This is a genomic window from Mycobacterium sp. NBC_00419 (assembly GCF_036023875.1).
Taxonomy (GTDB): Bacteria; Actinomycetota; Actinomycetes; order Mycobacteriales; family Mycobacteriaceae; genus Mycobacterium.
Map to the genome: position 1 here is coordinate 503,432 of NZ_CP107931.1, position 23,292 is coordinate 526,723.

Genomic DNA, 23,292 nt, shown 5'->3' on the forward strand with positions numbered 1-23,292 from the left:
ATTGTGTCATCACCTGAGCTCGGGGCGGAAATCCTTTTCGCAGTGCCACGAAACGGATTGCCTGACAACCAGTCTCAGTCCTCCGGGTTGTAGCCGAGGTTGGGGGCGAGCCAGCGTTCGGCTTCGGCGAGCGTCCAGCCCTTGCGCTTGGCGTAGTCGGCGACCTGGTCCTGGGCCAGCCGGCCGACGACGAAGTACTGCGACTGCGGGTGTGAGAAGTACCAGCCGCTGACCGCCGCGCCCGGCCACATCGCCATCGACTCGGTCAGCTCGATCCCGGTCCGCTCCTTGACGTCCATCAGCTCCCAGAGCGTCGCCTTCTCGGTGTGCTCCGGGCAGGCCGGATAGCCGGGGGCGGGACGGATACCGGAGTACTTCTCACCGATGAGCGCGGCGTTGTCCAACTGCTCGTCGGGCTGATACCCCCAGAACTCCTTGCGGACCCGCTGGTGCATCCGTTCGGCGAAGGCCTCGGCCAGCCGGTCGGCGAGCGACTCCAGCAGGATCGCGCTGTAGTCGTCGTTGTCCGCTTTGAACTCCGCGATCTTGTCCCCGCTGCCGAGCCCGGTGGTGACGGCGAACGCGCCGACGTAATCGGCCAGACCCGTCTCCCTGGGGGCGATGAAGTCACCCAGGGACCGGTTCGGGATGCCGTCGCGGTGCTGGCCCTGCTGGCGCAGGTTGTGCAACGTGGTCAGCACCTGGGTGCGGGTGTCGTCGGTGTAGACCTCGATGTCTTCGCCCCCCGAGCCCACTGCGTTAGCGGGGAAGAAGCCGATCACCCCGTTGGCGGTCAGCCACTTCTCCTTGATCAGGGTGTCGAGCATCTCCTGGGCGTCGTCGTACAACTTGCGGGCCGTCTCGCCCGAGGCCGGGTTGTTGAGGATGTCGGGGAAGCGCCCCTTCATCTCCCAGGCGTTGAAGAACGGCTGCCAGTCGATGTATTCGCGCAGTTCGGCGAGGTCGTAGTCGAGGAACTCCCGCACACCGAGACCCTGGGCAGGCACCGGCGGTGTGTAGTCGTCCCAGTCGATCGGTGTCCGGTTGGCGCGCGCCACCTGCAGCGTCAGCATCGGCCGCTCGTTCTTCTGGGCGTGCCGTTCGCGAAGCGAGGCGTAGTCCTTCTCGGTGGCCTCCAACAGGGCGGGCCGTTGCTTGTCGTCCAGCAGCGCCGCCGCGACCGGCACCGAGCGGGAGGCGTCCTTGACCCAGACCACCGGACCACTGCGGCGCGGAGCCACCTTGACCGCCGTGTGGGCGCGCGAGGTCGTCGCGCCACCGATCAGCAGCGGGATCTGCAGACCCTGGCGTTCCATCTCGACGGCGAAGTTGACCATCTCGTCCAGCGACGGGGTGATCAGTCCGGACAGCCCGATGATGTCAGCGTCGTGCTCTTTGGCTGCGTCCAGAATCTTCTGGGCAGGCACCATCACACCAAGGTCGATCACTTCGAAGTTGTTGCACTGCAAGACAACTCCGACGATGTTCTTGCCGATGTCGTGGACGTCGCCCTTGACGGTCGCCATGATGATCGTGCCGTTGGTGTCCTTGGCGCTCGACGCGCCGGACTCGACCTTCTCCGCCTCGATGTACGGCAGCAGGTAGGCCACCGCCTTCTTCATCACCCGGGCCGACTTCACCACCTGAGGCAGGAACATCTTGCCCGCCCCGAACAGGTCACCGACGACGTTCATGCCGTCCATCAGCGGGCCCTCGATCACCTCGATCGGACGACCGCCCGCGGCGGCGATCTCGGCCCGCAGTTCCTCGGTGTCGGCGTCGACGTTCGCGTCGATGCCCTTGACCAGAGCGTGGGTGATCCGCTCGCGGACGGGCAGGCTGCGCCACTCCGCGGCCGCCGGGTCTTCGGCCTTGTCCGAGCTGTTGAACCGCTCGGCGATCTCCAGCAGCCGCTCGGCGGCATCCTCCCGGCGGTTGAGCACGACGTCCTCGATGCGGTCCCGCAACTCGGGGTCGATCGAGTCGTAGGGCACCAGCGCGCCAGCGTTGACGATGCCCATGTCCAGTCCCGCCTTGATGGCGTGGAACAGGAACACCGAGTGGATCGCCTCGCGGACCGGGTTGTTGCCCCGGAACGAGAACGACACGTTGGAAATGCCGCCGGAGATGTGCACGCCGGGCAGGTTCGCCTTGATCCAGGCGCAGGCCTCGATGAAGTCGATCCCGTAGGTGGCATGTTCCTCGATGCCGGTCGCCAGCGCGAAGCAGTTCGGGTCGAAGATGATGTCCTCGGCCGGGAAGCCGACCTCCTCGGTCAGGATCCGGTAGGCCCGCCCGCAGATCTCTTTACGGCGTTCCAGGTTGTCGGCCTGCCCCTGCTCGTCGAAGGCCATCACGACGACGGCGGCGCCGTACTTGCGGCACAGCCGTGCCTCGCGGACGAACTTCTCCTCGCCCTCCTTCATGGAGATCGAGTTGACGATCGGCTTGCCCTGCACGTTCTTCAGGCCCGCCTCGATGACCTCCCACTTGGAGGAGTCGATCATCACCGGGACGCGGCTGATATCCGGCTCGGCTGCGATCAGCTTGGTGAACCGGTCCATGGCGGCGACACCGTCGATCATGCCTTCGTCCATGTTGATGTCGATGACCTGCGCACCGACCTCGACCTGCTGGAGCGCGACCGACAGCGCGGTGTCGTAGTCCTCGGCCTTGATCAGGTTGCGGAACCGGGCCGAGCCCGTGATATTGGTGCGCTCACCGATGTTGACGAACAGCGAGTCGTCGGTGATGTTCAGCGGCTCAAGGCCGGCCAGCCGGGTGGCCACCTCGATCTGCGGCACCTCACGCGGCGGCTTGCCCTCGACCACCTTGGCGATCTCGGCGATATGCGCCGGGGTCGTTCCGCAGCACCCGCCGACCATGTTGACCAGACCGGCCTCGGCGAAGTCGGCCACGTAAGAAGCCTGACGCTTGGGTGACTCGTCGTACTCGCCGAAGGCGTTGGGCAGACCGGCATTCGGGTAGCAGGAGACGAAGATGTCCGCGATTCGGGAGATCTCCGCAAGATAGGGCCTCATCTCCGGGGCGCCCAGAGCGCAGTTGAGGCCGACCGCGAGCGGCTTGGCGTGCCTGATCGAGTTCCAGAACGCCTCGGTCACCTGACCGGACAGCGTCCGTCCGGAGGCATCGGTGATGGTGCCCGAGATGATCACCGGCCAGCGGCGGCCGCGCTCCTCGAACAGCGTCTCGATGGCGAAGATCGCCGCCTTGGCATTCAGTGTGTCGAAGATGGTCTCGACGATGAGGAGGTCGGCACCGCCATCAACCAGGCCTCTGGCCGCGTCGAGGTAGGCGGCGACCAGCTGGTCGTAGGAGACGTTGCGGGCACCGGGGTCATTGACGTCCGGGGAGATCGACGCGGTCCGCGTCGTCGGACCGAGCGCCCCGGCGACGTAGCGGGGCCACTGCGGGGTGCTGAATTCGTCGCAGACGGCGCGGGCCAACGCGGCGCCGGCGTAGTTCAGCTCGTAGCTGAGCGCCTCCAGGCCGTAGTCCGACAGCGACACCGCGTTCGCGTTGAACGTGTTGGTCTCGAGGATATCGGCGCCAGCCTGGAGGTACTCGCGGTGGATCGCCTCGATGATGTGCGGCTGCGTCAACGTGAGCAGGTCGTTGTTGCCGACGAGATCGCTGGGCCAATCCTTGAAACGCTCGCCGCGATACCCCGCCTCGTCCGGGCGGTCCCGCTGGATCGCCGTGCCCATCGCGCCGTCGATCACCATGATCCGCTGCTTGAGAGCAGCCGTCAGTTCGTCGGTGCAGTCGGGACGGATGTTCGGCTGCGGGGTGTGCACGTCAGCGCTCGCGCTCAACACATGTTCCTTCCGTAGCGGAAGGCGTCCTTAACTCTGTCGAGCGTGGCGGATACCGGGCGGGGATCACATCCCCGCGAAGTAGCCGTTGCAACGCCTCTCGACGGAGAAAAGTCTACGTCGTCGCACGATCGACTTTCGGACGCCCAACTCATGGGAATCCGGGTACCCACGGCCGGTGTCGAACCGAACATCGCCGGCACCAACCACCACACCAGGGTAGAAGGTCGGACAAGGCTCATCGCAGGCGCGCAAGCCTTAGGCTGATCTGGTGACCCCGTCGAGCTACAGCGGTGCCAAGGGCCCGGAACTGCCTGAACTCCACAACACGATTATCGTTGCGGCGTTCGAGGGCTGGAACGACGCCGGTGACGCTGCCAGTGACGCGCTCGAACACCTGGACTCGATCTGGGAAGCCGAGACGATCATCGAGATCGACGACGAGGCCTACTACGACTACCAGGTCAATCGCCCGGTGATCCGGCAGGTCGACGGCGTCACCCGCGAGTTGGTGTGGCCGTCGATGCGGGTGGCACACTGCCGGCCGCCCGGATCCGATCGCGACATCGTGTTGATGCACGGCGTGGAACCCAACATGCGGTGGCGCACCTTCTGCTCGGAATTGCTGGCGATCGCCGACAAGCTCAACGTCGACACCGTGGTGATCCTGGGCGCGCTGCTGGCCGACACCCCGCACACCCGCCCGGTGCCAGTGTCGGGTGCGGCCTACTCCCCCGAGTCGGCGAAGTTCTTCGGCCTCGAGGAGACCCGGTATGAGGGTCCGACCGGGATCGCTGGGGTGTTCCAGGACGCCTGCGTGGCGGCCGGGATCCCCGCGGTGACGTTCTGGGCCGCTGTGCCGCACTACGTCTCCCAACCGCCCAACCCGAAAGCCACCGTCGCGCTGCTGCGCCGCGTCGAAGACGTGCTCGACATCGAGGTGCCGCTGGGCGACCTGCCCGTCCAGGCCGAGGAGTGGGAGGTGGCGGTCACCGAGATGACCGCCGACGACGAAGAAATCGCCGAGTACGTGGCCGCCCTCGAAGAGCGCGGCGACGCCGACGTGGACGTCAACGAGGCGCTGTCGAAAGTCGACGGCGACGCACTGGCCGCGGAGTTCGAGCGCTATCTGCGCCGGCGGGGTCCGGGCTTTCGGGGCTGACTCACGGGTCATCTGCCTCGTCTTCGTTCGGTAGTAGCCGTTCGGGGTGGTGGTAGGTGTTGGTGCCGCCGATGAGCGGAACGTTGGGTGGCGGGATCCATTCGGTTGCCCGTTGGGGAGTTTGCGGGTGTCCCAGCCGTCGTTTTCGGCGTGCAGGTTGTCGCGTTTGCAGGCCAGGGTGAGGTCGTCGATGTCGGTGGTGCCGCCGTCTTTCCAGTCCCGGGTGGCGTGGTGGACTTGGCAGTCGTAGCCGCGCACGGTGCATCCCGGTGCGGTACAGCCACGCTCCTTGGACAACAGCATGATTCGCTGATCGGCGGAGGCGAGGCGTTTGGTGCGGCCCAGCCACAGTGACGTGCCGGTGACGCCGTCGAACACGGCCAGGTAGTTGTAGGCATGGGATGCCAGCCGGATGACCTCGGTCATGGGAACCAACGTGCCGCCGGCGGTGACGCCGTGTCCGGATGCGGCCTGCAGGTCCTGCAGGGTGGCGGTGACGATGACGGTGACCGGCAGCCCGTTGTGCTGGCCCAGTTTCGGATCGCCGAGGTGGCGTCGGGTCAGGTCGACGAGGGCGTCGTGCTGGCGTTGGCCGTGCCCGCGGGCGTCGCGGTCGGCGTCGGTGCCGTCGGGGGTGCACATGCCGGGGGCAGCGAGTTTGGCGAACAGGGCATCGAGCATGGCGCGCAGCTCAGGTGTGGCGGTGAGCTTGCCGACGCTCATCCCGTCGGGGCGCTGCCCGCCGCACCATACGAAGCCGCGTTTGCGGGCCCGGTCGACATCGGAGAAGGTGCCGTCGGGGTTGAGGTGGGTGGCCAGCCGGGCGGCGACCTTCTCCAGCTGGTCGGGACGCAGATGTTCGGCATGCTCGGCCAGCGAGCGCTCGGCGCGTTCCCGCTGCTCCGAGGGCACGTGGTCGGGCAGCTCGCGGAAGAACTTCTGAATGACCCGGACATGCTCGCCATCGAGCAGCCCGGCATCCCAGGCCTTGGCGGTGGCCGGCAACAGCGGCGCCAGCGGTTGGCCGGTCAACGCCAACCGAGGAGCCAGGTGCTCGGCATCACGCAGTCGCCGTTTGGCCGCGCTGCGGCTGATCCGCAGCACATCGGCCAACACAATGTGCACCGGCGGGCAACCCTCGTACTGCTCCAGATGAGTGATCTGCTCGTGGGAGATCGCCACCTGGCGGCGCAGCGAGGTTTCCAGCCGCTCGAGGATCGCGAAGCGTTGATGGGCGGGCAGTTCCTCGATATCGGTCGCGCCCAACAGTTCGACCGCCGCATCGAGTGCGTCCAGCGCCTCAACGATCGAACTCATGTTCGAAAGAATACGCCCGGGTACCGACAGAAATCGGCCTCCCGTCACCAAAACGTCAGCGACCCAAAGGGGTGCTCCTGCCGACCGGTTGGTCGGGCTGCGATAACGTGCACGGTGAATACCGGCGAGTAACGACGAATCGAGGGTTGAAGTCGTGCAACTGGCACTGAATGACGAGGACGCGGCATTCCGCAATGAGCTTCGTGAGTTCTTCACCACGCAGATCCCGGCCGACATCCGGGATCGCGCCCGCCGCGAGGCGCTGATCTGGCCCGACGACATCGTCAACACCCAGCGCATCCTCAACAAGGCCGGGCTGGCGGTGCCGAACTGGCCGGTGGAGTGGGGCGGCAAGGACTGGTCGCCGCTGCAGCGCCAGATCTGGGCCGACGAGCTGCGGATGGCGTGCGTGCCCGAACCGCTGGCATTCAACGCCAGCATGGTGGGCCCGGTGATCGCTCAGTTCGCCTCTCAGGAGCTCAAGGAGCGGTTCCTGCCCGCGACCGCCAACCTCGACATCTGGTGGTGCCAGGGCTTTTCCGAGCCCGAAGCCGGCTCCGATCTCGCCTCGCTGCGCACCGTGGCCGTGCGCGACGGCGATGACTACGTGATCAACGGGCAGAAGACCTGGACCACGCTCGGCCAGTTCGCCGACTGGATCTTCGTGCTGGCCCGCACCAATCCGGACGCCCCCAAGAAGCAGGCCGGCATCTCGTTCATCCTCGTCGAGATGTCCACCCCCGGCATCACCCTGCGGCCGATCAAGCTGATCGACGGCAGCTACGAGGTCAACGAGGTGTTCTTCGAAGACGTCCGGGTTCCCGCCAATCAGCTCGTCGGCGAGGAGAACCAGGGCTGGAGCTACGCCAAGTTCCTGCTGTCCAACGAGCGCACCGGCATCGCCCGAGTCGGCACCACCAAGGTCTGGCTCGCCGACGTCAAGGAGCGCGCCGCGCAGACCAAGGTCGGCGCCGGCAGCCTGCTGGAGGACACCCTGTTCGCGGCCAAGGTGGCCGAGATCGAAAACGAGCTGCTGGCACTGGAATTGACCCAGTTGCGGGTAAGCGGCGACGAAGGTACCGGCAAGCCGAACCCGGCGTCGTCGATCCTGAAGCTGCGCGGCAGCCAGCTGCAGCAGGCGGTGACCGAACTGGCCGTCGAGGTGGCGGGCCCGGATGCGCTGCCCTTCAACGGCGGCGACGACATCGCATCACCGGTGTGGGCGCAGCATGCCGCGCCGCACTACCTCAACTTCCGCAAGACCTCGATTTACGGTGGTAGCAACGAGGTTCAGCGCACCATCATCTCCTCGACGATCCTTGGACTGTGAGAGCCGGCCATGAACTTTGACCTGACCGAAGAACAGCAACTGCTGGCCGACACCGCGCGCGACGTGCTGTCCCGCAGCTACGACACCGAAAGCCGCAACAAGTCCGTCGACTCCGAACTCGGCTGGAGCCGCGAGGTGTGGGGACAACTCGCCGAAATCGGGATCCTGGGACTGGGTTTCGACCCGGAGGAGTCCGGCCAGATCGAGATCGCGGTCGTCATGACCGAGATCGGCCGGCGGTTGGCGCCCGAGCCGGTCGCCGCGGCCGCGTTGATCCCCGGCGGTGTGATCGCCGAACTCGGCAGCGACGAGCAGCGCGCCTTGCTCGACGAGGTCGCCGGTGGCGAGAAGCTCTTGGCGCTGGCTCATTTCGAGCCGGGTCTGCGCGGCTCCGACGCCTTGCTCACCCAGGCCAGCCACCACGGCGGCAGCTGGACCGTGACGGGCCGGAAAAACCCTGTCCTGGCCGGTGATTCAGCCGACGTCATCGTGGTGACCGCGGCCCTGCCCGGCGGCGGAAACGGACTGTTCCTGGTCGACGGCGACGCGGTGACACGCAAGTCCTACCGCACGTTCGACGGCCAGCGCGGCGCCCAGATCGACTTCGACAACGCCCCAGCCCAACCGCTGGGCGACGGCGGCGATGTCAGCGATCGCATCCACGCGACGCTGGTTCGCTACTCCTCCGCGCTGTGCTCCGAGGCCGTCGGCGCGATGGACGAATCGCTTCGGCTGACCACCGAATACCTCAAGACGCGCAAGCAGTTCGGGGTGCCACTCAAGACGTTCCAGACGCTGACCCAGCGGGCCGCCGACATGTACGTCTCACTCGAACTGGCGCGCAGCATGAGTTACTACGCCGCGATGTCCATCACCGACGGCAGGCTGGATCCGGTTGTGGCCGCGCGGGCCAAGTTCCAGATCGGCCGCTCGGGCACGCACATCGCCCAGGAGTCCATCCAGCTGCACGGCGGAATCGGCGTGACGGCGGAGTATCCGATCGCCCACTACGCGGCCCGGCTGACCGGTATCGACCAGACCCTGGGCTCGGCGACCGACCAGCTGCGCTACCTGTCCGCCCAGGTGGGCACCTACGGCACGGTCTCGCTGTAGGTCAAGGCTTTTCGAGCTCCTCGAGCCGGGAGCTGGTGGACCGCCCCAGCGCCTCCACTTCGGCGTCCATCGCAGGCAGGATCGACGGCACCATCGCCACGACCTGCCGCTCCCCCAGCGGTGTCGACAGCACCGGGCGAAGCCAGCGGAACACCCCGACCCACCCTGGCACGTTGACCCGGCGACGGCGACCCTCGATGCCCTTGACGAAGGCCTCACCACACTTGTCCACACTCGTGGTGTTGCCCAACGGGTTCGGCAGTCTGGACAGCATCTGCGCAAAGCTGCTGAGGTCACTCTTGGCGTCCTGAACCATCGGGGTGTCGATCCAGGACATGTGTGCCGAGCCGACGTCCACACCCTGGTGGGCGACTTCGAGGCGCAGCGCGTTGGCGAAGTGCTCCACTGCGGCCTTGGAAGCGTGGTACGGCGCGAGACCGGGTGCCGCGGAGTAGGCCGCCAGTGACGACACGATCAGGACGTAGCCGCGACGATCGATGATCGAGGGCAGGGTGGCCCGCACAGTGTGGAACACCCCGTTGACGTTGATGTCCATCAGTCGTGTGAAGGCCTCCGGGTCGACCTTCAGCACCGAGCCGTAGGTCGCGATTCCGGCGTTGGCCACCACCACGTCGATACCGCCGAAACGCTGCACGGCCTGATCGGCCACGCTCTGCATGGCGGCCAGGTCGCGGACGTCGGCGACCGCGGTCAGCACGTGCTCCTCGCCGAGTTCGGCCGCCAGCTCGGCCAGCGGCGCCGCGTCGATGTCGGTCAGAACCAGTTTCGCGTTCTTGCGCCGCAGCCGGCGCGCCACGTCGGCTCCGACGCCCCGGGCACCGCCGGTGATGAAGACAACCTTGCCGTTGACGGAACTCATGGCCGCCAAACGTACCGGATTGCTACAGCCGCACACCCAGAAGTGCGTCGACGGCGGTCGCGACGGTGGCCGGCGCTGACGGATCGTGCCCGCCGTACGCCAGGGCGTCGGCGCACCATCCGTCGACGGCGGCCAGGGCCTTGGGTGTGTCCAGATCGTCGGCCAGGTACTGACGCAGCCGCGCGAGAAGGTCCGTCGCGTCAGGACCGGCGGGCAGGGCCGCCGCGCTGCGCCACCGGTGCAGCTGCTCGTTGGCGTGCGCGAGCACCTCATCGCTCCAGAACCGGTCACTGCGGTAATGCCCGGCGAACAGGCCGAGCCGGATGGCGGCGGGGTCCACACCCTGCTCGCGCAACCGGGACACGAGCACCAGGTTGCCGCGACTCTTGGACATCTTGTGCCCGTCCCAGCCGATCATTCCGGCGTGCACATAGTGCCGGGCGAATCTGCGCTCACCGGTGGCACATTCGGCGTGCGCGGCAGAGAACTCGTGGTGCGGGAAGATCAGGTCACTGCCGCCGCCCTGGACATCGAATCCGAAACCCAAGCGGTCCAACGAAATTGCCGAACACTCGATGTGCCATCCGGGCCGGCCCGGGCCGAATGGCGAGGGCCAGCTCGGCTCACCGGGCCGCGCGGCACGCCACAGCAGCGCGTCGAGTACGTCGGTCTTGCCGTGGCGGTCCGGGTCGCCGCCGCGTTCGGCGAACAGCCGCACCATGGTGTCGCGGTCGTAGCCGGACTCGTAACCGAACTGCGCAGTGCCGTCGGCTCGGTAGTAGACGTCGGGGAACTCGGGGTCGTCGACGACGTAGGCCGCGCCACAGGCAACGAGTTTCTCCACCAGCTCCACCACCTCGGCGATGGCGTCGGTCGCCGCGACGTAATCCTGCGGCGGCAGCACCCTAAGGGCAGCCATGTCCTCGCGGAACAGCTGGATCTCCCTGGCCCCCAGATCACGCCAGTCGATGCCGTCCCGGTCGGCCCGCTCGAACAGCGGGTCGTCGACGTCGGTGATGTTCTGGACGTAGTGCACCTGGTGCCCGCTGTCCAGCCACACCCGGTAGACGAGGTCGAAGGTCAGGTAGGTGGCCGCATGGCCCAGATGGGTCGCGTCGTAGGGGGTGATGCCGCAGACGTACATGGTCGCGGTCTGTCCCGGCGCCGTGGGGCGGACCTGCCCGTCGGCGGTGTCGTAGAGCCGCAGGGCAGGCCCGTAACCGGGCAGCTGCGGGATCTCGACGGCCGGCCACGACTGCATGGCGTTGACTCTAAGGGGTTCGCTCGTCACGTCGCTCCGGGTGGTGATGGGACCGGTACTCTTCGCCACACTGCGACAACGCGGGGGCCCGATCCATTCCCTAGCTCGCCAGCCACATGGCATCGAGCAACAGGTCGGCCACTTCCGACCGGCACATCAGCAGGTCGGGCAGATACGGGTCGGGCTGGTTGTAAAGCAGCGGCGAGCCGTCGATCCGGGTTGCGTGCAGTCCGGCGGCCTGCAGCACCCCCGCGGGAGCAGCCGAATCCCACTCCCACTGGCCGCCCGCGTGGATGTAGGCGTCGGCGTCACCCCGCACCACGGCCATCGCCTTGGCGCCGGCCGAGCCGATGCGGACGAACTCCATGTCCAGGCGGTCCCGCAGCCGCCACAACACCGCGGGTGGGCGGTTGGAGCTGGCGGTGATGCGGATCGGGCCCGACTGCGGCGCGGGCGGCGCCGCCACGGTGTCGCTGCGATGTACCTCACCCATCGCAGGCAGGGCCACCGCGGCGTCGGTGATGGCGCCGCCGTCCGGACCGCTGCGCTGCCACAACGCCACGTGCACAGCCCAATCCGCCCGTCGCGGCATGGAGTACTCCCGGGTGCCGTCGAGGGGGTCGATGATCCAGACCCGGTCGGCGTGCAACCGCTTGAGGTCGTCGTAGGCCTCCTCGGAGAGCACCGCGTCATCAGGTCGTTCGGCCTGCAGGCGGCGCAGGATCAGCGCGTTGGCGCGGTAGTCGCCGGCGTCACCGAGCTCCCAGGGGTAGTCGTGACCGACCTCCTCGCGGACGGCCAGCAGCAGACGCCCGGCCTCCTCGGCCAGGTCGGCGGCCAGCTCCGCATCAGTCAGACTCACTGTGTCAGTATCTCCGAATCATGATCACCCCTGCCCGCCGCCCGTAGATTGCAGCGAATGCGCCTGTTGTGGCTCCTCGCCAGCGCCGTCCTCGTCCTGGCGGCGTGCGACTCCACGCCGCCGCCGCACCCGCTGGCCGGCACGAGCTGGCGGCTGCTCAGCCTGGAATCGATGAGCGACGAGCAGGGCACCACCACGGTCGCGGATCCGTCGATGTTCACCGTCGATTTCGGATCCGACGGCCAGGCCGCGTTCCGCATCGACTGCAACCGCGGCAGCGCCACCTGGCAAGCCAGCGCGGCGTCGTCGGATTCCGGCAGCCTCACCTTTGGGCCGATCGCGACAACCAGGATGGCCTGCCCACAGCCGTCTCTGGACAGCGAGGTGTCCACCGCACTGGGTTACGTGCGGGGTTTCCTGCTCAAGGACGGCCGGCTGCACATGTCGCTACTGGCTGACGGCGGCATCCTGCACTGGGAGCCGGCCAAGCCCGACAAGCCCTAGAAGGCCGGCCAGGGAATCGGCCGTCGCCGATCCGGGCCCGGCATCACCGGGTCGTCCAGCAGAGCGCGGACCCGCCGGCGCAACGCCGTTACCTCCGCATCGGTGATGTGGCCGCACAGTTCCTCGGCAAGCGGACCAGACAACTGCTCACCTAGGACCGCGACCGCCGCCAGGGTCTCGTCGTCGACGGGCTTGCCCGCCCAGCCCCACAACACCGTGCGCAGCTTGTCCTGAACATGAAGCGACACACCGTGATCGACGCCGTAGACCCGGCCGTCCACACCGGCCAGGATATGGCCACCCTTGCGGTCGGCATTGTTGACGATGACGTCGAACACCGCCATCCGCAGTAGCCGGTGATCGTCGGCATGCACCAACGTCACCTCGTTGCCCGCGTAATCGTAGGCGTTGAGCACCGGAAGATAGCCTGGCGGAATGGAATCCGCCGGGCACAGGTCGACCAGTCCGGGACCGGCTGGCTCGGCGTCGTCTTTGTCGTCGTCGTCTTCGTCGTCATCGTCGCCGGGTTGATCCACCCACAGTTGCAGCATTCCGCGCCCGGCGGGCCCATCGCCAATGACGGTGAGCGGCACGATGTTCCAGCCCAGTGCCGCCGACACCAGATAGGAGCCGAACTCGCGGCCGGCCAGAGTGCCGTCCGGGAAATCCCACAGCGGCTGTTCGCCGGCGACCGGCTTGTAGACGCAGTGCAGAGTCTGCTCGCCGAGCGTCGCCTCGCACAAGAAGGTGGCGTTGCTTGCCGAACGGATCCGGCCGAGAACGTTGAGCTCTCCGCGTGCCAGCACTTCACGTGCCACCGACTCGTCGGTTCCCGTCACGAGTCCAGGTCGTCCTCGGCGCCGCCGAATGCGCCGCGCCGATATCCGTTGGTGCGGACACAGATGTGGCCCTCGGGGTCCAGCGGCTCGTCACACAGTGGGCACGGTGGGCGGCCTGCGGAGATGACGCGATGGGATCGGCTGGCGAACTGCCGCGCCGACTCCGGCGACAGGAACACCCGCACCGCGTCGGGGCCCTCCTCGGCGTCGTCGAGGACCACCGACGCGTCGAACTCGGTGTCGCTGACGGCCAGCAACTCCACCACGACGGTCTCCGCCTCGGAGTCCCAGCCCAGCCCCATCGTGCCGACCCGGAACTCGGCGTCGACCGGGGTGATCAGCGGGCTGAGGTCTTCGACGTCGGTCTCCGGCGGCAGCGGTGTGCCGAAGCGCCGGTTGATCTCGACCAGCAGCGCCGCGATGCGCTCGGCCAACACGGCGACCTGCTGCTTTTCCAGAATCACGGAGATCACCCGGCTGTCGTGCACCGCCTGCAGGTAGAACGTCCGGTTTCCGGGTTGCCCAACGGTCCCGGCCACGAATCGGTCGGGAGTGCGGAAGACGTGAATAGCTCGGGGCATAGTTACCTCCAAAATACCGGCAGAAGCAGCTGAGCCGTAACTCGGCGCGGTGCGGTGATGCGGAGAAGCCCTAGTCCGTCGAACCGCCGACGACCGCGTCGTCGGCGGGCTTGTCGCCGTCCGACGGCGGCGGGGCGCGCAGCACCGACGCCAGTTGGCCGCCGGTGTGGTTGACGTGGATCACGAACGGGCGGACTGGTGTGTAGCGGATCACACTCATCGAAGCCGGGTCGGCGGTGATGCGCTGGAAGCTGTCCAGGTGTGCACCGAGCGCGTCGGCGACCACCGACTTGATGACGTCACCGTGCGTGCACGCCACCCACAGGACATCGTTGCCGTGCTGCTCGGCCAGTCGGCGGTCGTGCTCGCGGATCGCGGCCACCGCGCGGGCCTGGACCTGGGCCAGACCCTCACCGTCGGGAAACACCGCAGCACTGGGCTGGTGCTGAACCACCGACCACAGCGGCTCCTTCACCAGATCCTTCAGGGCACGCCCGGTCCACTGCCCGTAGTCGACCTCGGCAAGCCGTTCGTCTACCACCGGGTCAAGGCCCAGCGCCTCGGCCAGTGGCTCCAGCGTCATTTGGCAGCGCAGCAGGGGCGAGCGCACCAGCGCCGCGATCGGCAGGCCTTCGACGCGGTCGGGAAGCGCGGCGGCCTGAGCGCGGCCCTTGTCGTCGAGTTCGACACCCTCGGTGCGCCCGGCCAGGGTATGGGCGGTGTTCGACGTCGAACGGCCATGGCGCAGCAGGATGACCGTCATCCCGCGGCCACCACTCCGGTACTCAGCAAGGCCATGACGACCAGGGCCAGCACCACCCGATAGCCCACGAACCAATACATCGCGTGGTGGGCGACGAACCGCAGCAACCAGGTGATCGCCGCGAAGCCGACCACGAAGGCGATGGCGACGGAGACCAGCAGTTGGGCACCCGTGGCGCTCATCCCCTCGGTCACGGGATGGAAGGCGTCCGGCAGCGAGAACAGTCCCGACGCCAGGATGGCCGGAATGCCCAGCAGGAAGCCGAATCTCGCGGACAATTCGCGGTCGAGCCCCAGAAACAGACCCGCGCTGATGGTCGATCCGGACCGCGACACGCCGGGAACCAGCGCCAGGCATTGCGCGATACCGACCACCAGGCCGTCCCGCCAGGTGAGCTGTTCGATGTGGCGGGTCTGGCGGCCGAAGTACTCGGCGGCGGCGATCACCGCGGAGAACACCAGCATCGCGGTGGCGATCACCCAGAGGTTGCGCACCTCGCCGCGGATCGCCTCCTTGAACGCCAGCCCGAGCACGACGATCGGCACCGTGCCGATGATGACGTACCAGCCGAGGCGGTAGTCGGCGTTGTCGCGGTGCGCCTTGACGAACAGCCCGTTGAACCAGGCCTTGAGGATCCGCACGATGTCGCGGGCGAAATAGATCAGCACGGCGGCTTCGGTGCCCAACTGGGACACCGCGGTGAACGAGGCGCCGGCATCACCGGAGAAGAAGACCCGCGACACGATCGCCAGGTGGCTCGACGACGAGACCGGCAGGAACTCCGTCAGCCCTTGAACGATCGATAAGACGACGACCTGCAACCACGACATCGACGCGACTTCCACGCCGCCGACCGTACTGGATGAAGCTGGACTTTCAGCGCGCCGGGCGGGGCACCGGCTGCGCGTCGGCGACGGCGTCGCGAAGCGCGGCGATCAGGCTGCGCTCGTCGTTGATGTCGAAGTCGCCGATGTTGCGGGTGGCCGCGGCAACAACGTCCTCGGCGTGCGGCACCGGGCCGGCCAGCCGCGGGTGGTAGACCTCGACCACCAACTGGCCGCGGTGCACGTGGAACGAGAAGCTCCGCCCGTCACCGAGGTGGCCGAATCCACTGGCGAACAGGCCCGTCGAGATGTCCTCGATGGCAAATTCTCGCCCGTCGGACTCGGGAGTCGCAGCCAGCGTCATGAGGTCACCATAACCCCGGTTACGGAAATGCAGTAGACATGACCGCAAACTTGTCTTCTGCGCGGAGACCTAGAATCAGTGATCGACAGAGGGCGACCCAGTCGCTCGATCGTGCACACGTCCGAGGGCTACCCGTTGCCAATGGTTGTAAACAGCGCTGGTTTGCGCAGGTGTACCGGCGTGTTCCTGACCCTCGCGGTATTGGCTACCGGGTGCTCCTCGAGTCCGCTTGACGCGCCTCCGCCCACCATCGAACCCGCGCAAGCCGCCATCTCGCCGCCCCCCGCAACCCCACCCGCCGGGCAGGTCCTGGCGCTGGGGGGCCGCCCGCAGGCTGCGCTGTTCGACGCCAAGACGGCGTCGCTGGTGGTCTTCACCCCGGCCGCCGACCCGAACACCGCCGCGACGGTGACGGTGTTCGGGCCACCCGGTTCGCCCCGGGCAGTCCCGCTGGGCGGCCCGGCCTCGTCGATCGCCGGTGACGGGCAGGGCTCGGTCTACCTGTCCAGGCGCGGCGGCTACATCGTGGTCGACGTGGCGGCCGGGACCGCCCGGCAGGTCGCCGTCGACGGCCAGGCCGACACCGATTTCACCGCCATCGCCCGGCGGGCCGACGGCCGGTTGGTGCTGGGCAGCGCGCAGGGCGCCGCCTACACACTGGCCTCGGAGACCGCCGTGGCCGCCAAGGCCGAGATCTTCGCCCGGGTCGACGCGATCGTCACCGAGGGCGACACCGCCGTCGTCCTGGACCGCGGGCAGACCTCGGTGACGGCGCTGAACGCCGACGGCAAGGCCCAGCAGGCGCTGCGCGCCGGCGAGGGCGCCACCACGCTGGCCGCCGATCCGCAGGGGCGCGTGCTGGTCGCCGACACCCGCGGTGGTCAGCTGCTGGTCTTCGGTGTCGATCCGCTGATCGAACGCCAGGCGTATCCGGTGTCCGGTGCGCCCTATGGGCTGGCCGGATCGCGCGATCTGGTGTGGGTTTCACAAACCGCGGCGAACGTCGTCATTGGTTACGATCTCGCTACTGGAATCCCCGTGGAAAAGGTGCGCTACCCGACCGTGCAGCAACCGAACTCGCTGGCCTTCGACGACAAGACCGGCACGCTCTACGTCGTGTCGGGCTCGGGCGCCGGGGTGCAGGTCATCCGTAACGCCGCCGGTGGCCGATGAGCAGCGCCCACCGCGGCCGGATGCCCGCCAGCTGGGAGGTCGACCTCTCCGACGACTACGAGTGGGTTCCGCTGCGGCTGCCGCCGGACGTGACCCGGATCAGCGCGTCGACACGGTTGTCGATCGAGGCCGAGTACCGCGGCTGGGAACTGACCCGGGTACGGCTCTACACCGACGGGAGTCGACGAGTCTTATTGCGGCGCAAGAAGATCCGTGTCGACGGCCGCAACGCAGACCAGCCGGACCTGTGATGTACTCCGCGGTGCGGCGGGCACTGTTCCTGGTGCCCCCCGAACGGATCCACACGCTGGTGTTCGCGGCGTTGCGCGCCGCGACGGCCACCGGAGGCGCCCGCAGGCAGCTGAGCCGCCGGCTCGCTCCGCAGGATCCGGTGTTGGCCAGCACGGTGTTCGGGGTGCGCTTCCCGGGCCCGCTCGGGCTGGCCGCGGGATTCGACAAGGACGGCGTCGGCCTGCACACCTGGGGTGCACTGGGTTTCGGTTACGCCGAGGTGGGCACAGTGACGGCCGTCCCGCAGCCGGGCAACCCCCAGCCGCGGCTGTTCCGGCTGGCGCAGGACCGGGCACTGCTGAACCGGATGGGCTTCAACAACCACGGCGCCGGACAACTGGCGTTGCAGCTGGCCCGGCACCAGCCCGACGTGCCGATCGGGGTGAACATCGGCAAGTCGAAGGTCACCGAGCCCGAACTGGCCGCCGAGGACTACCGCTCCAGCGCGCGACTGCTCGGCCCGCTGGCCGCCTATCTGGTGGTCAACGTCAGCTCCCCCAACACCCCGGGGCTGCGCGACCTGCAGGCGGTGGAGTCGCTGCGCCCCATCCTGAGCGCCGTCCTGAGTGAGACGTCCACACCCGTGCTGGTGAAGATCGCCCCCGACCTGTCCGACGACGACGTCGACGCGGTGGCCGACCTGGCCGTCGAACTCGGGCTGGCAGGCATCGTCGCCACCAACACCACGATCTCGCGGGCCGGGCTGCACACCCCCGGCGTCGACGAACTCGGCGCAGGCGGAATCTCCGGACCCCCGGTTGCGCAGCGATCGCTGGAGATCCTGCAGCGGCTCTACGGCCGGGTCGGCGAGCGGCTGGTACTCGTCAGCGTCGGCGGTATCGAAACCGCGGACGACGCCTGGGAGCGGATCACCGCTGGCGCGTCGCTGCTGCAGGGCTACACCGGCTGGATCTACGGCGGAGGCCTGTGGGCCAAGGACATTCACGACGGCATCGCGCAGCGGCTGCGTGCCGGGGGGTTCACCTGCTTGAGCGACGCGGTCGGCTCGGCTGCGCGCCAGTAGGCGTTTCACCGTCGGCGCAGCGTCAACGCCAGATGCGTTCCCTCCGGGAGCTGACCTGGTTCGAGAAGCGCAATCCAACCCCCGCGGCCCAGCACGATCTCGATGAGCTCGTCGACGACGTCGTCGATGACATCTGGATGATCGACGTCGTCGGCGGGAATGAGAGTGTCGCCGTCGGGTCCTAGACGCGCAGGGAAGAAGTAGTCCTCTTCGACGGCGAGCAACTCGGGCCTCTCCCACCGGGCAGCCAGCCACGCGGTGTCGATGTCACGGAGCACCCGCTCGGCGCCGGCGCGCCGCTCGATCAGCTCGAGGGCCTCTTTACTCCGGCTCCGAAGGTAGTCACGGAGCACAGGTCGGATCAGATCACTCAAGGCGCCGGCGGGGGTCTTGAGGTGATTGCCCCGGACCACGCCGGCAAGGCGTTCAGTGTTGCGCGAAAGACGGAGAAACGTTGTGGCGGTGGGTTCTGCAGCCACGACGACCAGCGGCATCGGGTTGAGGCGAAGTGCGGCGCCGAGACCCCGGTCCACTCGGCGCAGGAATTCGGTCTGCGGTTCCGCATTGCGGTTGCCGCGCCTTCCGTCGCTGCGTCGGTGAGCGGGAAAGGCACTGCCGGGCGCGGGCGACAGCGACGATCCGTGGCCATGCAACAGTCGGGCACTGTCGGCGGACAAGAGCAACGCTGTATGTCGAGGGGAATGCTGCAGAGCACGGACGAGATCACGGGTGGCGAACGTCGGATCGACGACACACCGGTCGGCGACGGCGACCGGGAGGGTGATCCGGCACTGGTGTGACGGGCTGACGAACAGAGCCACCGCGCGATCGGCCGGTTCCTGAGCCGACTGGGCGATCAGTGATGCCAGCGAGTCAAGCAGCTGCTGGCGCTCGGCGATCTGCTCGTCGTCCAACCGCGTCCCGACCTGTGCGCTGAGGTGACGCAGGGTCACCAGATCGCGCTCGTGCAGCGTTCTTCCGGGTTGGGTGGTGGCCAGTATCGAGATACTCGGGTAGTCGCGCATCGACTGCAGGGCGGTTACCGCGTCGGCCGTCAGCGGGTCAGCTTGGTTGATCGAACGGATTGCGTTGGGTGCAAAGGTCATCGAGAGTTCCCATCCCACGAGCGCACATCAAATTCACGCTGTCTAGGTTGAGGTCTTCCTCGACCCGTAGGACTATGACGGGCACTTACGCCGGATTCGGATCGGTCCGAACCGTGATGACGACGAAAGTTGAAGGTGAGGTACTCCCCTCGCCCACCAGAATGGCGAACTGTAATTCGTCTGTCAAGTGTCGTGTTTTCGGTCGACGGCGCCTACTTCTGCTCGTAGGTTCCGTGGATGACGGCGCGGGCGATCGCGGTCATGAACACGTTGAAGCCCAGGAAAGCGGGGCTGGCGTCCTCGGTGAGCTCCAGCTTCTCCACGTTCAGTGCATGCACGGCCACGAAGTAGCGGTGGACGCCGTGGCCGGCCGGCGGAGCGGCACCGATGAAGCGGCGCACGCCGGCATCGTTGACCAGGGTCAGCGCGTCACCGGGCAGCAGCGAGCCGTCGCCGACGCCGGAGGGCAGCTCGGTCGTGGTGGCGGGCAGGTTGGCCACCGCCCAGTGCCAGAAACCCGATGCCGTGGGGGCATCCGGGTCATAGACGGTGACGGCGAAGCTGCGGGTCTCTTCCGGAAAGCCCGACCAACTGAGCTGGGGTGAGACGTCTTCGCCGCCGGCGCCCATGATCCCGCTGACCTGAGCGTTCTTCAGTGGCTTGCCGTCGGTGATGTCGGTACTGGTCAGGGTGAAGCCGGGCAGCTCGGGCAGAAAGTCGTAGGGGTTGTAGTCAAAGGCCATGAAATGCCAGTCCTTTCAGGGTTGGTCAGCAGTTTCTCAAGAAGTGTTCGAGCACAGCGACGCCGAACTCCAGCGCGTCGATGGGTACCCGCTCGTCGACGCCGTGGAACAGCGCCGCAAAGTCCAGTTCCGGCGGCAGTCGCAGCGGTATGAAACCGAAACACCGGATACCAAGGCGAGCAAAGTGTTTGGCGTCGGTACCGCCGGAGAGCATGTATGGCACGGTCCGGGCTTCCGGGTCCGCGGCGAGCAGCGCCGCGTTCATGGCGCCCACCAATTCACCGTCGAACGCCGTTTCGTACGAGGGCAATTCGGTGATCCACTCGCGAGTCACGTCCGGGCCGATGATCTCGTCGACTTCCCGCTCGAATGCGGCCTGGCGCCCCGGAACCACGCGGCAATCGATCACGGCTTCGGCCGTCGCGGGGATCACGTTCGCCTTGTATCCGGCCTTGAGCATCGTGGGATTTGCCGTGTCGCGCAGGGTGGCACCGACGATGCGGGCGATCGGACCCAGCTTCGCGATCGCCCCGTCGAGATCAGGGCCGTCGAGGTCGAAGGTGTAGCCGGTCTCCTCGGCAACCGCGGTCAGGAATTCCTCGACCGCAGGGTGCACCACGAGCGGGAACTGGTGGCGCCCGAGCCGTGCGACGGCTTCGGCGATCGTCGTCACGGCGTTGTCGTCGTGGATCATCGAGCCGTGGCCGGCTCGGCCGCGGGCCTTCAGGCGCATCCACAACATGCCCTTTTCGGCGGTTTCGATCAGATAGAGCCGCCGCTCCCCGCCGTCTTGTCGCGGCACCGTCAGCGAGAAGCCGCCGACCTCACCGATGGCCTCGGTGATGCCGTCGAACAAGTCGGGCCGGTTCTCCACCAGCCACTTGCAACCGTAATTACCACCGGCTTCCTCGTCGGCGACGAAGGCGAACACCAGGTCGCGCGGGGGCACGATTCCGGCGCGTTTGAAGTGCCGTGCGACGGCGATCATCATGCCGCACATGTCTTTCATGTCGACCGCACCGCGGCCCCAGACATAGCCGTCGGCGATCGCACCGGAGAACGGATGCACGCTCCAGTCCGCGGGTTCGGCGGGCACGACGTCGAGGTGGCCGTGGATGAGCACGGCGCCACGGCTCGGGTCCGCCCCGGCGAGGCGGGCGAAGACGTTGCCGCGGCCGGGAGCGCCGGACTCGACGTATTCGCATGTGTAGCCGACCGCGCTGAGCTGCTCGGCCACCCACAGGGCGCACTCCGCCTCGCCCTTGGTGGTCTCGAGCTCACCGGTGTTGGAGGTATCGAAACGGATGAGGGCGCTGACGAGGTCAACCACCTCGTCGACGGGTTGTGTCACAGTCACCTTTCCTACCACTGGCGGCGCCGAACCGGCGGTGGGGCATCGAGCCAATACCACATGTTTCCCTCCAACCCCTCGCGCAACACGCCGATATGGGGTTTGATTTACCGGTGACTCCCCGCCTGCCCGCGATCGCGGCGCTGCTGTGCCTGTTGGTCAGCGGCTGCACCGCCACCACCTCGGGCACCGCGATGTCTGCCGACCACGCTCCGCTGGCGACGCCGGACGCGCTTCCCACCCTGCTGCTGCCGGCCGGGGACGTCGGCGCGGCCCTGTCGAGCGACGACGTCGTGGTCACCGCGGATGTGACCAAGGCCTGGAACGACAGCGCCCGGCTGGACGACGTGAACTGCCTGGCCATCGCGGGTGCCGCCCAGCAGAGCGTGTACGCCAAGAGCGGCTCGACGGCCGTGCACGGACAGGTCTTGCGTGACCCGCCGACAGCGCCGGCCTGGTCGCACTTCGCCGTACAGGCCGTGGTGCTGTTCCCGACCGCCCGGGCAGCCGCTGACTTCTTCGCGACCTCGCAGGCGCAGTGGTCGGGCTGCTCCGATCGCGAACTCACCTACCCCGCGCCGATCGGCCCCGCCCAGGTGTGGTCGGTGGGCCGCCCCAGCACCGATCACGACGTGCTGGCGGTCTCGCGGGTGCAGATGACCCCGGAGAAATGGTCGTGCCAACGGGCCCTGACCGTGCACAGCAATGTGGCGGTGGACGTCGAAGCGTGCAGCGCCGACGGTCCAACGTCGGCGGCCTCGGCGATCGCGGGCCAAATCGCCCAGCGCCTGCCCGCGGCCTAGTTCCGGTTTGGGACTCGGGTCGTCGATCCGTTAGCCTTAGCTGCCCCTGCTGGGGCGATGTCCGAGTGGCGGAATGGCAGACGCGCTAGCTTGAGGTGCTAGTGCCCTATTAACGGGCGTGGGGGTTCAAGTCCCCCCTCGGACACAGCAGAACGGGCCCCGGTAGCCCGGGGCCGTTCTTCGTCGCTGTCAGCCCCGGCGGGCCGCCTGCAGCGCGTCGCCCAGCGTCCACACCGCGATACCGAGCAGCGCGATGTCCTTCACCAGGAACTGACCGGTCGATGACAACGCCGGAAAGCCCCCGGCGGATTCCTCACCGATACCCGGCGTGGTCACCAGAAAGCTCAGGGTCGCCAGGAACAGACCGATCGCCGAGATGCTGCCGAGCGCCGACACCTTCGGCCACCACGGCTTGAGGGCCAGCAACACCGCAGTGCTCAGCTCGACCACGCCGAGCACCGCCGAGAACGCCGGCACCGAGAAGACGGTGTAGACCCAGCTCATCAGCGGACTGTTCGCCACCAGGGGCTCGATGCCCTGCGCCTCGTAGGCAGTGAACTTCAGCGCCCCGATCCAGGCGATCACCACCACCAGCCCGTAGCGAACCGACAGGGCACCGAGGCGCACCAGGGCCGAATTCGGCTGGCGGACAGGGTGTTCGACGTGGGGCTGGGTGGCAGTCATCGGCGGTGAGCCCTTCAACAGGTAGTGGCGGGGTACATCTGGTGAGTGCTCGGCGAGCCGGCATCCGTTACACCACGCAGGGATGTAACGCCGGGGCTCCCGCCACACACCAAGCCTGCGAAACACAATCGTCGCCTCGCCGAGCGAGGCCAGGGACCCGAGGAACCGCACATGAAGAAGGTCGTACTCACCGCCGCCATCGCCGGTATGGCACTGGCCACCGCGCTGGTGGCACCCGGGGCGGCCACCGCCATTCCGCCCAGTGGCTCGGCTGCCGACGTGGTCAAGACCCTGCAGGATCAGGGTTACAGCGTGCAGTTCAACGGCACGGTCCTCGGGCCCCTGGCCCGGTGTTCGGTCACCGGGGTACACGGCCTGGTCGTCATGATGATGTCGGACGGCACCCTGATGCTGCCGATGGACAAGACCAACCCGGGCGACGTGTTCGTCGACGTGTCCTGCCCGTCGAGCAACAACTGAC

22 protein-coding genes, 1 tRNA gene and 1 pseudogene are annotated in these 23,292 nt (G+C 67.5%); 10 read left to right on the forward strand and 14 right to left on the reverse strand.

The features are described from left to right. Nucleotides 1–74 precede the first annotated feature (74 nt). Nucleotides 75–3,836: a methionine synthase gene (metH, locus tag OG976_RS02410; RefSeq protein ID WP_442930406.1), complete on the reverse strand. Its 3,762-nt coding sequence runs from the start codon at nt 3,834–3,836 to the stop codon at nt 75–77. A gap of 271 nt (nt 3,837–4,107) precedes the next feature. Between metH and OG976_RS02415 the strand changes: the two genes are divergently transcribed. Further along, nucleotides 4,108–4,998: a PAC2 family protein gene (locus tag OG976_RS02415; RefSeq protein ID WP_328357402.1), complete on the forward strand. Its 891-nt coding sequence runs from the start codon at nt 4,108–4,110 to the stop codon at nt 4,996–4,998. 1 nt (nt 4,999) lies between these two features. On the opposite strand, the pseudogene OG976_RS02420 reads toward OG976_RS02415, so the two are convergent. Continuing rightward, nucleotides 5,000–6,315, reverse strand: a pseudogene (locus tag OG976_RS02420) (HNH endonuclease signature motif containing protein). Between the two features lie 154 nt (nt 6,316–6,469). On the opposite strand from OG976_RS02420, the gene OG976_RS02425 reads away from it, so the two are divergent. Further along, on the forward strand, nt 6,470–7,645 hold the full coding sequence (locus tag OG976_RS02425; protein ID WP_328357404.1) for an acyl-CoA dehydrogenase family protein: 1,176 nt from the start codon (nt 6,470–6,472) through the stop codon (nt 7,643–7,645). 9 nt (nt 7,646–7,654) lie between these two features. Beyond that, nucleotides 7,655–8,758 (forward strand): acyl-CoA dehydrogenase family protein, encoded by a 1,104-nt coding sequence (locus OG976_RS02430; RefSeq protein ID WP_328357406.1) that lies wholly within the window; start codon nt 7,655–7,657, stop codon nt 8,756–8,758. Between the two features lies 1 nt (nt 8,759). Here OG976_RS02430 and OG976_RS02435 read toward each other — a convergent pair whose 3' ends face one another. The 3 genes from OG976_RS02435 to OG976_RS02445 form a co-directional block, all read right to left on the reverse strand. Continuing rightward, on the reverse strand, nt 8,760–9,638 hold the full coding sequence (locus OG976_RS02435; RefSeq protein ID WP_328357409.1) for an SDR family oxidoreductase: 879 nt from the start codon (nt 9,636–9,638) through the stop codon (nt 8,760–8,762). Between the two features lie 22 nt (nt 9,639–9,660). Next, entirely contained in the window at nt 9,661–10,899 is a 1,239-nt protein-coding gene (mshC, locus tag OG976_RS02440; RefSeq protein WP_328357412.1) for a cysteine--1-D-myo-inosityl 2-amino-2-deoxy-alpha-D-glucopyranoside ligase, read from the reverse strand. A 100-nt stretch (nt 10,900–10,999) separates the two neighbouring features. Next, nucleotides 11,000–11,761, reverse strand: a complete 762-nt coding sequence (locus OG976_RS02445; RefSeq protein WP_328357415.1) for a 3'(2'),5'-bisphosphate nucleotidase CysQ — start codon at nt 11,759–11,761, stop codon at nt 11,000–11,002. A gap of 57 nt (nt 11,762–11,818) precedes the next feature. On the opposite strand from OG976_RS02445, the gene OG976_RS02450 reads away from it, so the two are divergent. Then, nucleotides 11,819–12,265 carry an META domain-containing protein gene (locus OG976_RS02450; RefSeq protein ID WP_328357417.1) on the forward strand — a complete coding sequence of 149 codons (447 nt, stop codon included), beginning with the start codon at nt 11,819–11,821 and terminating at the stop codon, nt 12,263–12,265. On the opposite strand, the gene OG976_RS02455 is transcribed toward OG976_RS02450, so the two are convergent. The 5 genes from OG976_RS02455 to OG976_RS02475 all read right to left on the reverse strand — a co-directional run bounded on the left by OG976_RS02455 (nt 12,262) and on the right by OG976_RS02475 (nt 15,636). Beyond that, on the reverse strand, nt 12,262–13,104 hold the full coding sequence (locus tag OG976_RS02455; RefSeq protein WP_328357420.1) for an SCO1664 family protein: 843 nt from the start codon (nt 13,102–13,104) through the stop codon (nt 12,262–12,264). The genes OG976_RS02450 and OG976_RS02455 overlap by 4 nt on opposite strands. Beyond that, on the reverse strand, nt 13,101–13,685 hold the full coding sequence (locus OG976_RS02460; RefSeq protein ID WP_328357422.1) for a DUF3090 domain-containing protein: 585 nt from the start codon (nt 13,683–13,685) through the stop codon (nt 13,101–13,103). The genes OG976_RS02455 and OG976_RS02460 overlap by 4 nt, the downstream gene beginning before the upstream one ends. A 70-nt stretch (nt 13,686–13,755) precedes the next feature. After that, nucleotides 13,756–14,448, reverse strand: coding sequence for a histidine phosphatase family protein (locus OG976_RS02465; protein ID WP_328357424.1), 693 nt, complete (start codon nt 14,446–14,448; stop codon nt 13,756–13,758). Continuing rightward, nucleotides 14,445–15,278, reverse strand: coding sequence for an undecaprenyl-diphosphate phosphatase (locus OG976_RS02470; RefSeq protein ID WP_328363078.1), 834 nt, complete (start codon nt 15,276–15,278; stop codon nt 14,445–14,447). Before OG976_RS02470 ends, OG976_RS02465 begins: the two co-directional genes overlap by 4 nt. A 46-nt stretch (nt 15,279–15,324) precedes the next feature. Continuing rightward, on the reverse strand, nt 15,325–15,636 hold the full coding sequence (locus tag OG976_RS02475; RefSeq protein WP_328357426.1) for a hypothetical protein: 312 nt from the start codon (nt 15,634–15,636) through the stop codon (nt 15,325–15,327). 141 nt (nt 15,637–15,777) lie between these two features. On the opposite strand from OG976_RS02475, the gene OG976_RS02480 reads away from it, so the two are divergent. The 3 genes from OG976_RS02480 to OG976_RS02490 are packed head-to-tail and all read left to right on the forward strand — an operon-like array spanning nt 15,778 to nt 18,124. Then, entirely contained in the window at nt 15,778–16,809 is a 1,032-nt protein-coding gene (locus OG976_RS02480) for a YncE family protein (RefSeq protein WP_328357428.1), read from the forward strand. Then, the gene (locus OG976_RS02485; protein WP_328357431.1) at nt 16,806–17,060 is read left to right on the forward strand and encodes a DUF5703 family protein; all 255 of its coding nucleotides are present in this window, start codon (nt 16,806–16,808) and stop codon (nt 17,058–17,060) included. The genes OG976_RS02480 and OG976_RS02485 overlap by 4 nt, the downstream gene beginning before the upstream one ends. After that, nucleotides 17,060–18,124, forward strand: a complete 1,065-nt coding sequence (locus OG976_RS02490; RefSeq protein ID WP_328357434.1) for a quinone-dependent dihydroorotate dehydrogenase — start codon at nt 17,060–17,062, stop codon at nt 18,122–18,124. Before OG976_RS02485 ends, OG976_RS02490 begins: the two co-directional genes overlap by 1 nt. A gap of 5 nt (nt 18,125–18,129) precedes the next feature. Here the strand turns inward: OG976_RS02490 and OG976_RS02495 are convergent, their stop codons facing one another. The 3 genes from OG976_RS02495 to OG976_RS02505 form a co-directional block, all read right to left on the reverse strand. Beyond that, nucleotides 18,130–19,230 (reverse strand): baeRF3 domain-containing protein, encoded by a 1,101-nt coding sequence (locus OG976_RS02495; protein ID WP_328357437.1) that lies wholly within the window; start codon nt 19,228–19,230, stop codon nt 18,130–18,132. 212 nt (nt 19,231–19,442) lie between these two features. Continuing rightward, nucleotides 19,443–19,973, reverse strand: a complete 531-nt coding sequence (locus OG976_RS02500; protein WP_328357440.1) for a YbhB/YbcL family Raf kinase inhibitor-like protein — start codon at nt 19,971–19,973, stop codon at nt 19,443–19,445. Nucleotides 19,974–19,998: 25 nt separating this feature from the next. Continuing rightward, on the reverse strand, nt 19,999–21,342 hold the full coding sequence (locus OG976_RS02505; RefSeq protein WP_328357443.1) for a M20/M25/M40 family metallo-hydrolase: 1,344 nt from the start codon (nt 21,340–21,342) through the stop codon (nt 19,999–20,001). Nucleotides 21,343–21,437: 95 nt separating this feature from the next. Here OG976_RS02505 and OG976_RS02510 point away from each other — a divergent pair, with 95 nt between their 5' ends. Both OG976_RS02510 and OG976_RS02515 read left to right on the forward strand, forming a co-directional pair. After that, nucleotides 21,438–22,127: a sensor domain-containing protein gene (locus OG976_RS02510; RefSeq protein WP_328357446.1), complete on the forward strand. Its 690-nt coding sequence runs from the start codon at nt 21,438–21,440 to the stop codon at nt 22,125–22,127. A gap of 59 nt (nt 22,128–22,186) precedes the next feature. Next, nucleotides 22,187–22,272, forward strand: a tRNA-Leu gene (locus tag OG976_RS02515). 44 nt (nt 22,273–22,316) lie between these two features. Here the strand turns inward: OG976_RS02515 and OG976_RS02520 are convergent. Further along, a complete protein-coding gene (locus tag OG976_RS02520) occupies nt 22,317–22,811 on the reverse strand; it encodes a YkgB family protein (protein ID WP_328357449.1) in 495 nt (164 codons plus the stop codon). A 171-nt stretch (nt 22,812–22,982) separates the two neighbouring features. Here OG976_RS02520 and OG976_RS02525 point away from each other — a divergent pair, with 171 nt between their 5' ends. Then, nucleotides 22,983–23,291 (forward strand): hypothetical protein, encoded by a 309-nt coding sequence (locus OG976_RS02525; RefSeq protein WP_442930407.1) that lies wholly within the window; start codon nt 22,983–22,985, stop codon nt 23,289–23,291. Nucleotide 23,292: the final 1 nt, after the last annotated feature.

Excerpts from the sequence above, each read along its gene's own strand:
- OG976_RS02430 (WP_328357406.1), top strand. The coding sequence starts at position 7,655 with ATGAACTTTGACCTGACCGAAGAACAGCAACTGCTGGCCGACACCGCG.
- OG976_RS02435 (WP_328357409.1), bottom strand. The coding sequence starts at position 9,638 with ATGAGTTCCGTCAACGGCAAGGTTGTCTTCATCACCGGCGGTGCCCGG.
- mshC (WP_328357412.1), bottom strand. The coding sequence starts at position 10,899 with ATGCAGTCGTGGCCGGCCGTCGAGATCCCGCAGCTGCCCGGTTACGGG.
- OG976_RS02450 (WP_328357417.1), top strand. The coding sequence starts at position 11,819 with ATGCGCCTGTTGTGGCTCCTCGCCAGCGCCGTCCTCGTCCTGGCGGCG.
- OG976_RS02460 (WP_328357422.1), bottom strand. The coding sequence starts at position 13,685 with ATGCCCCGAGCTATTCACGTCTTCCGCACTCCCGACCGATTCGTGGCC.
- OG976_RS02465 (WP_328357424.1), bottom strand. The coding sequence starts at position 14,448 with ATGACGGTCATCCTGCTGCGCCATGGCCGTTCGACGTCGAACACCGCC.
- OG976_RS02470 (WP_328363078.1), bottom strand. The coding sequence starts at position 15,278 with ATGTCGTGGTTGCAGGTCGTCGTCTTATCGATCGTTCAAGGGCTGACG.
- OG976_RS02475 (WP_328357426.1), bottom strand. The coding sequence starts at position 15,636 with ATGACGCTGGCTGCGACTCCCGAGTCCGACGGGCGAGAATTTGCCATC.
- OG976_RS02480 (WP_328357428.1), top strand. The coding sequence starts at position 15,778 with ATGGTTGTAAACAGCGCTGGTTTGCGCAGGTGTACCGGCGTGTTCCTG.
- OG976_RS02485 (WP_328357431.1), top strand. The coding sequence starts at position 16,806 with ATGAGCAGCGCCCACCGCGGCCGGATGCCCGCCAGCTGGGAGGTCGAC.
- OG976_RS02490 (WP_328357434.1), top strand. The coding sequence starts at position 17,060 with ATGTACTCCGCGGTGCGGCGGGCACTGTTCCTGGTGCCCCCCGAACGG.
- OG976_RS02495 (WP_328357437.1), bottom strand. The coding sequence starts at position 19,230 with ATGACCTTTGCACCCAACGCAATCCGTTCGATCAACCAAGCTGACCCG.
- OG976_RS02500 (WP_328357440.1), bottom strand. The coding sequence starts at position 19,973 with ATGGCCTTTGACTACAACCCCTACGACTTTCTGCCCGAGCTGCCCGGC.
- OG976_RS02520 (WP_328357449.1), bottom strand. The coding sequence starts at position 22,811 with ATGACTGCCACCCAGCCCCACGTCGAACACCCTGTCCGCCAGCCGAAT.
- OG976_RS02525 (WP_442930407.1), top strand. The coding sequence starts at position 22,983 with ATGAAGAAGGTCGTACTCACCGCCGCCATCGCCGGTATGGCACTGGCC.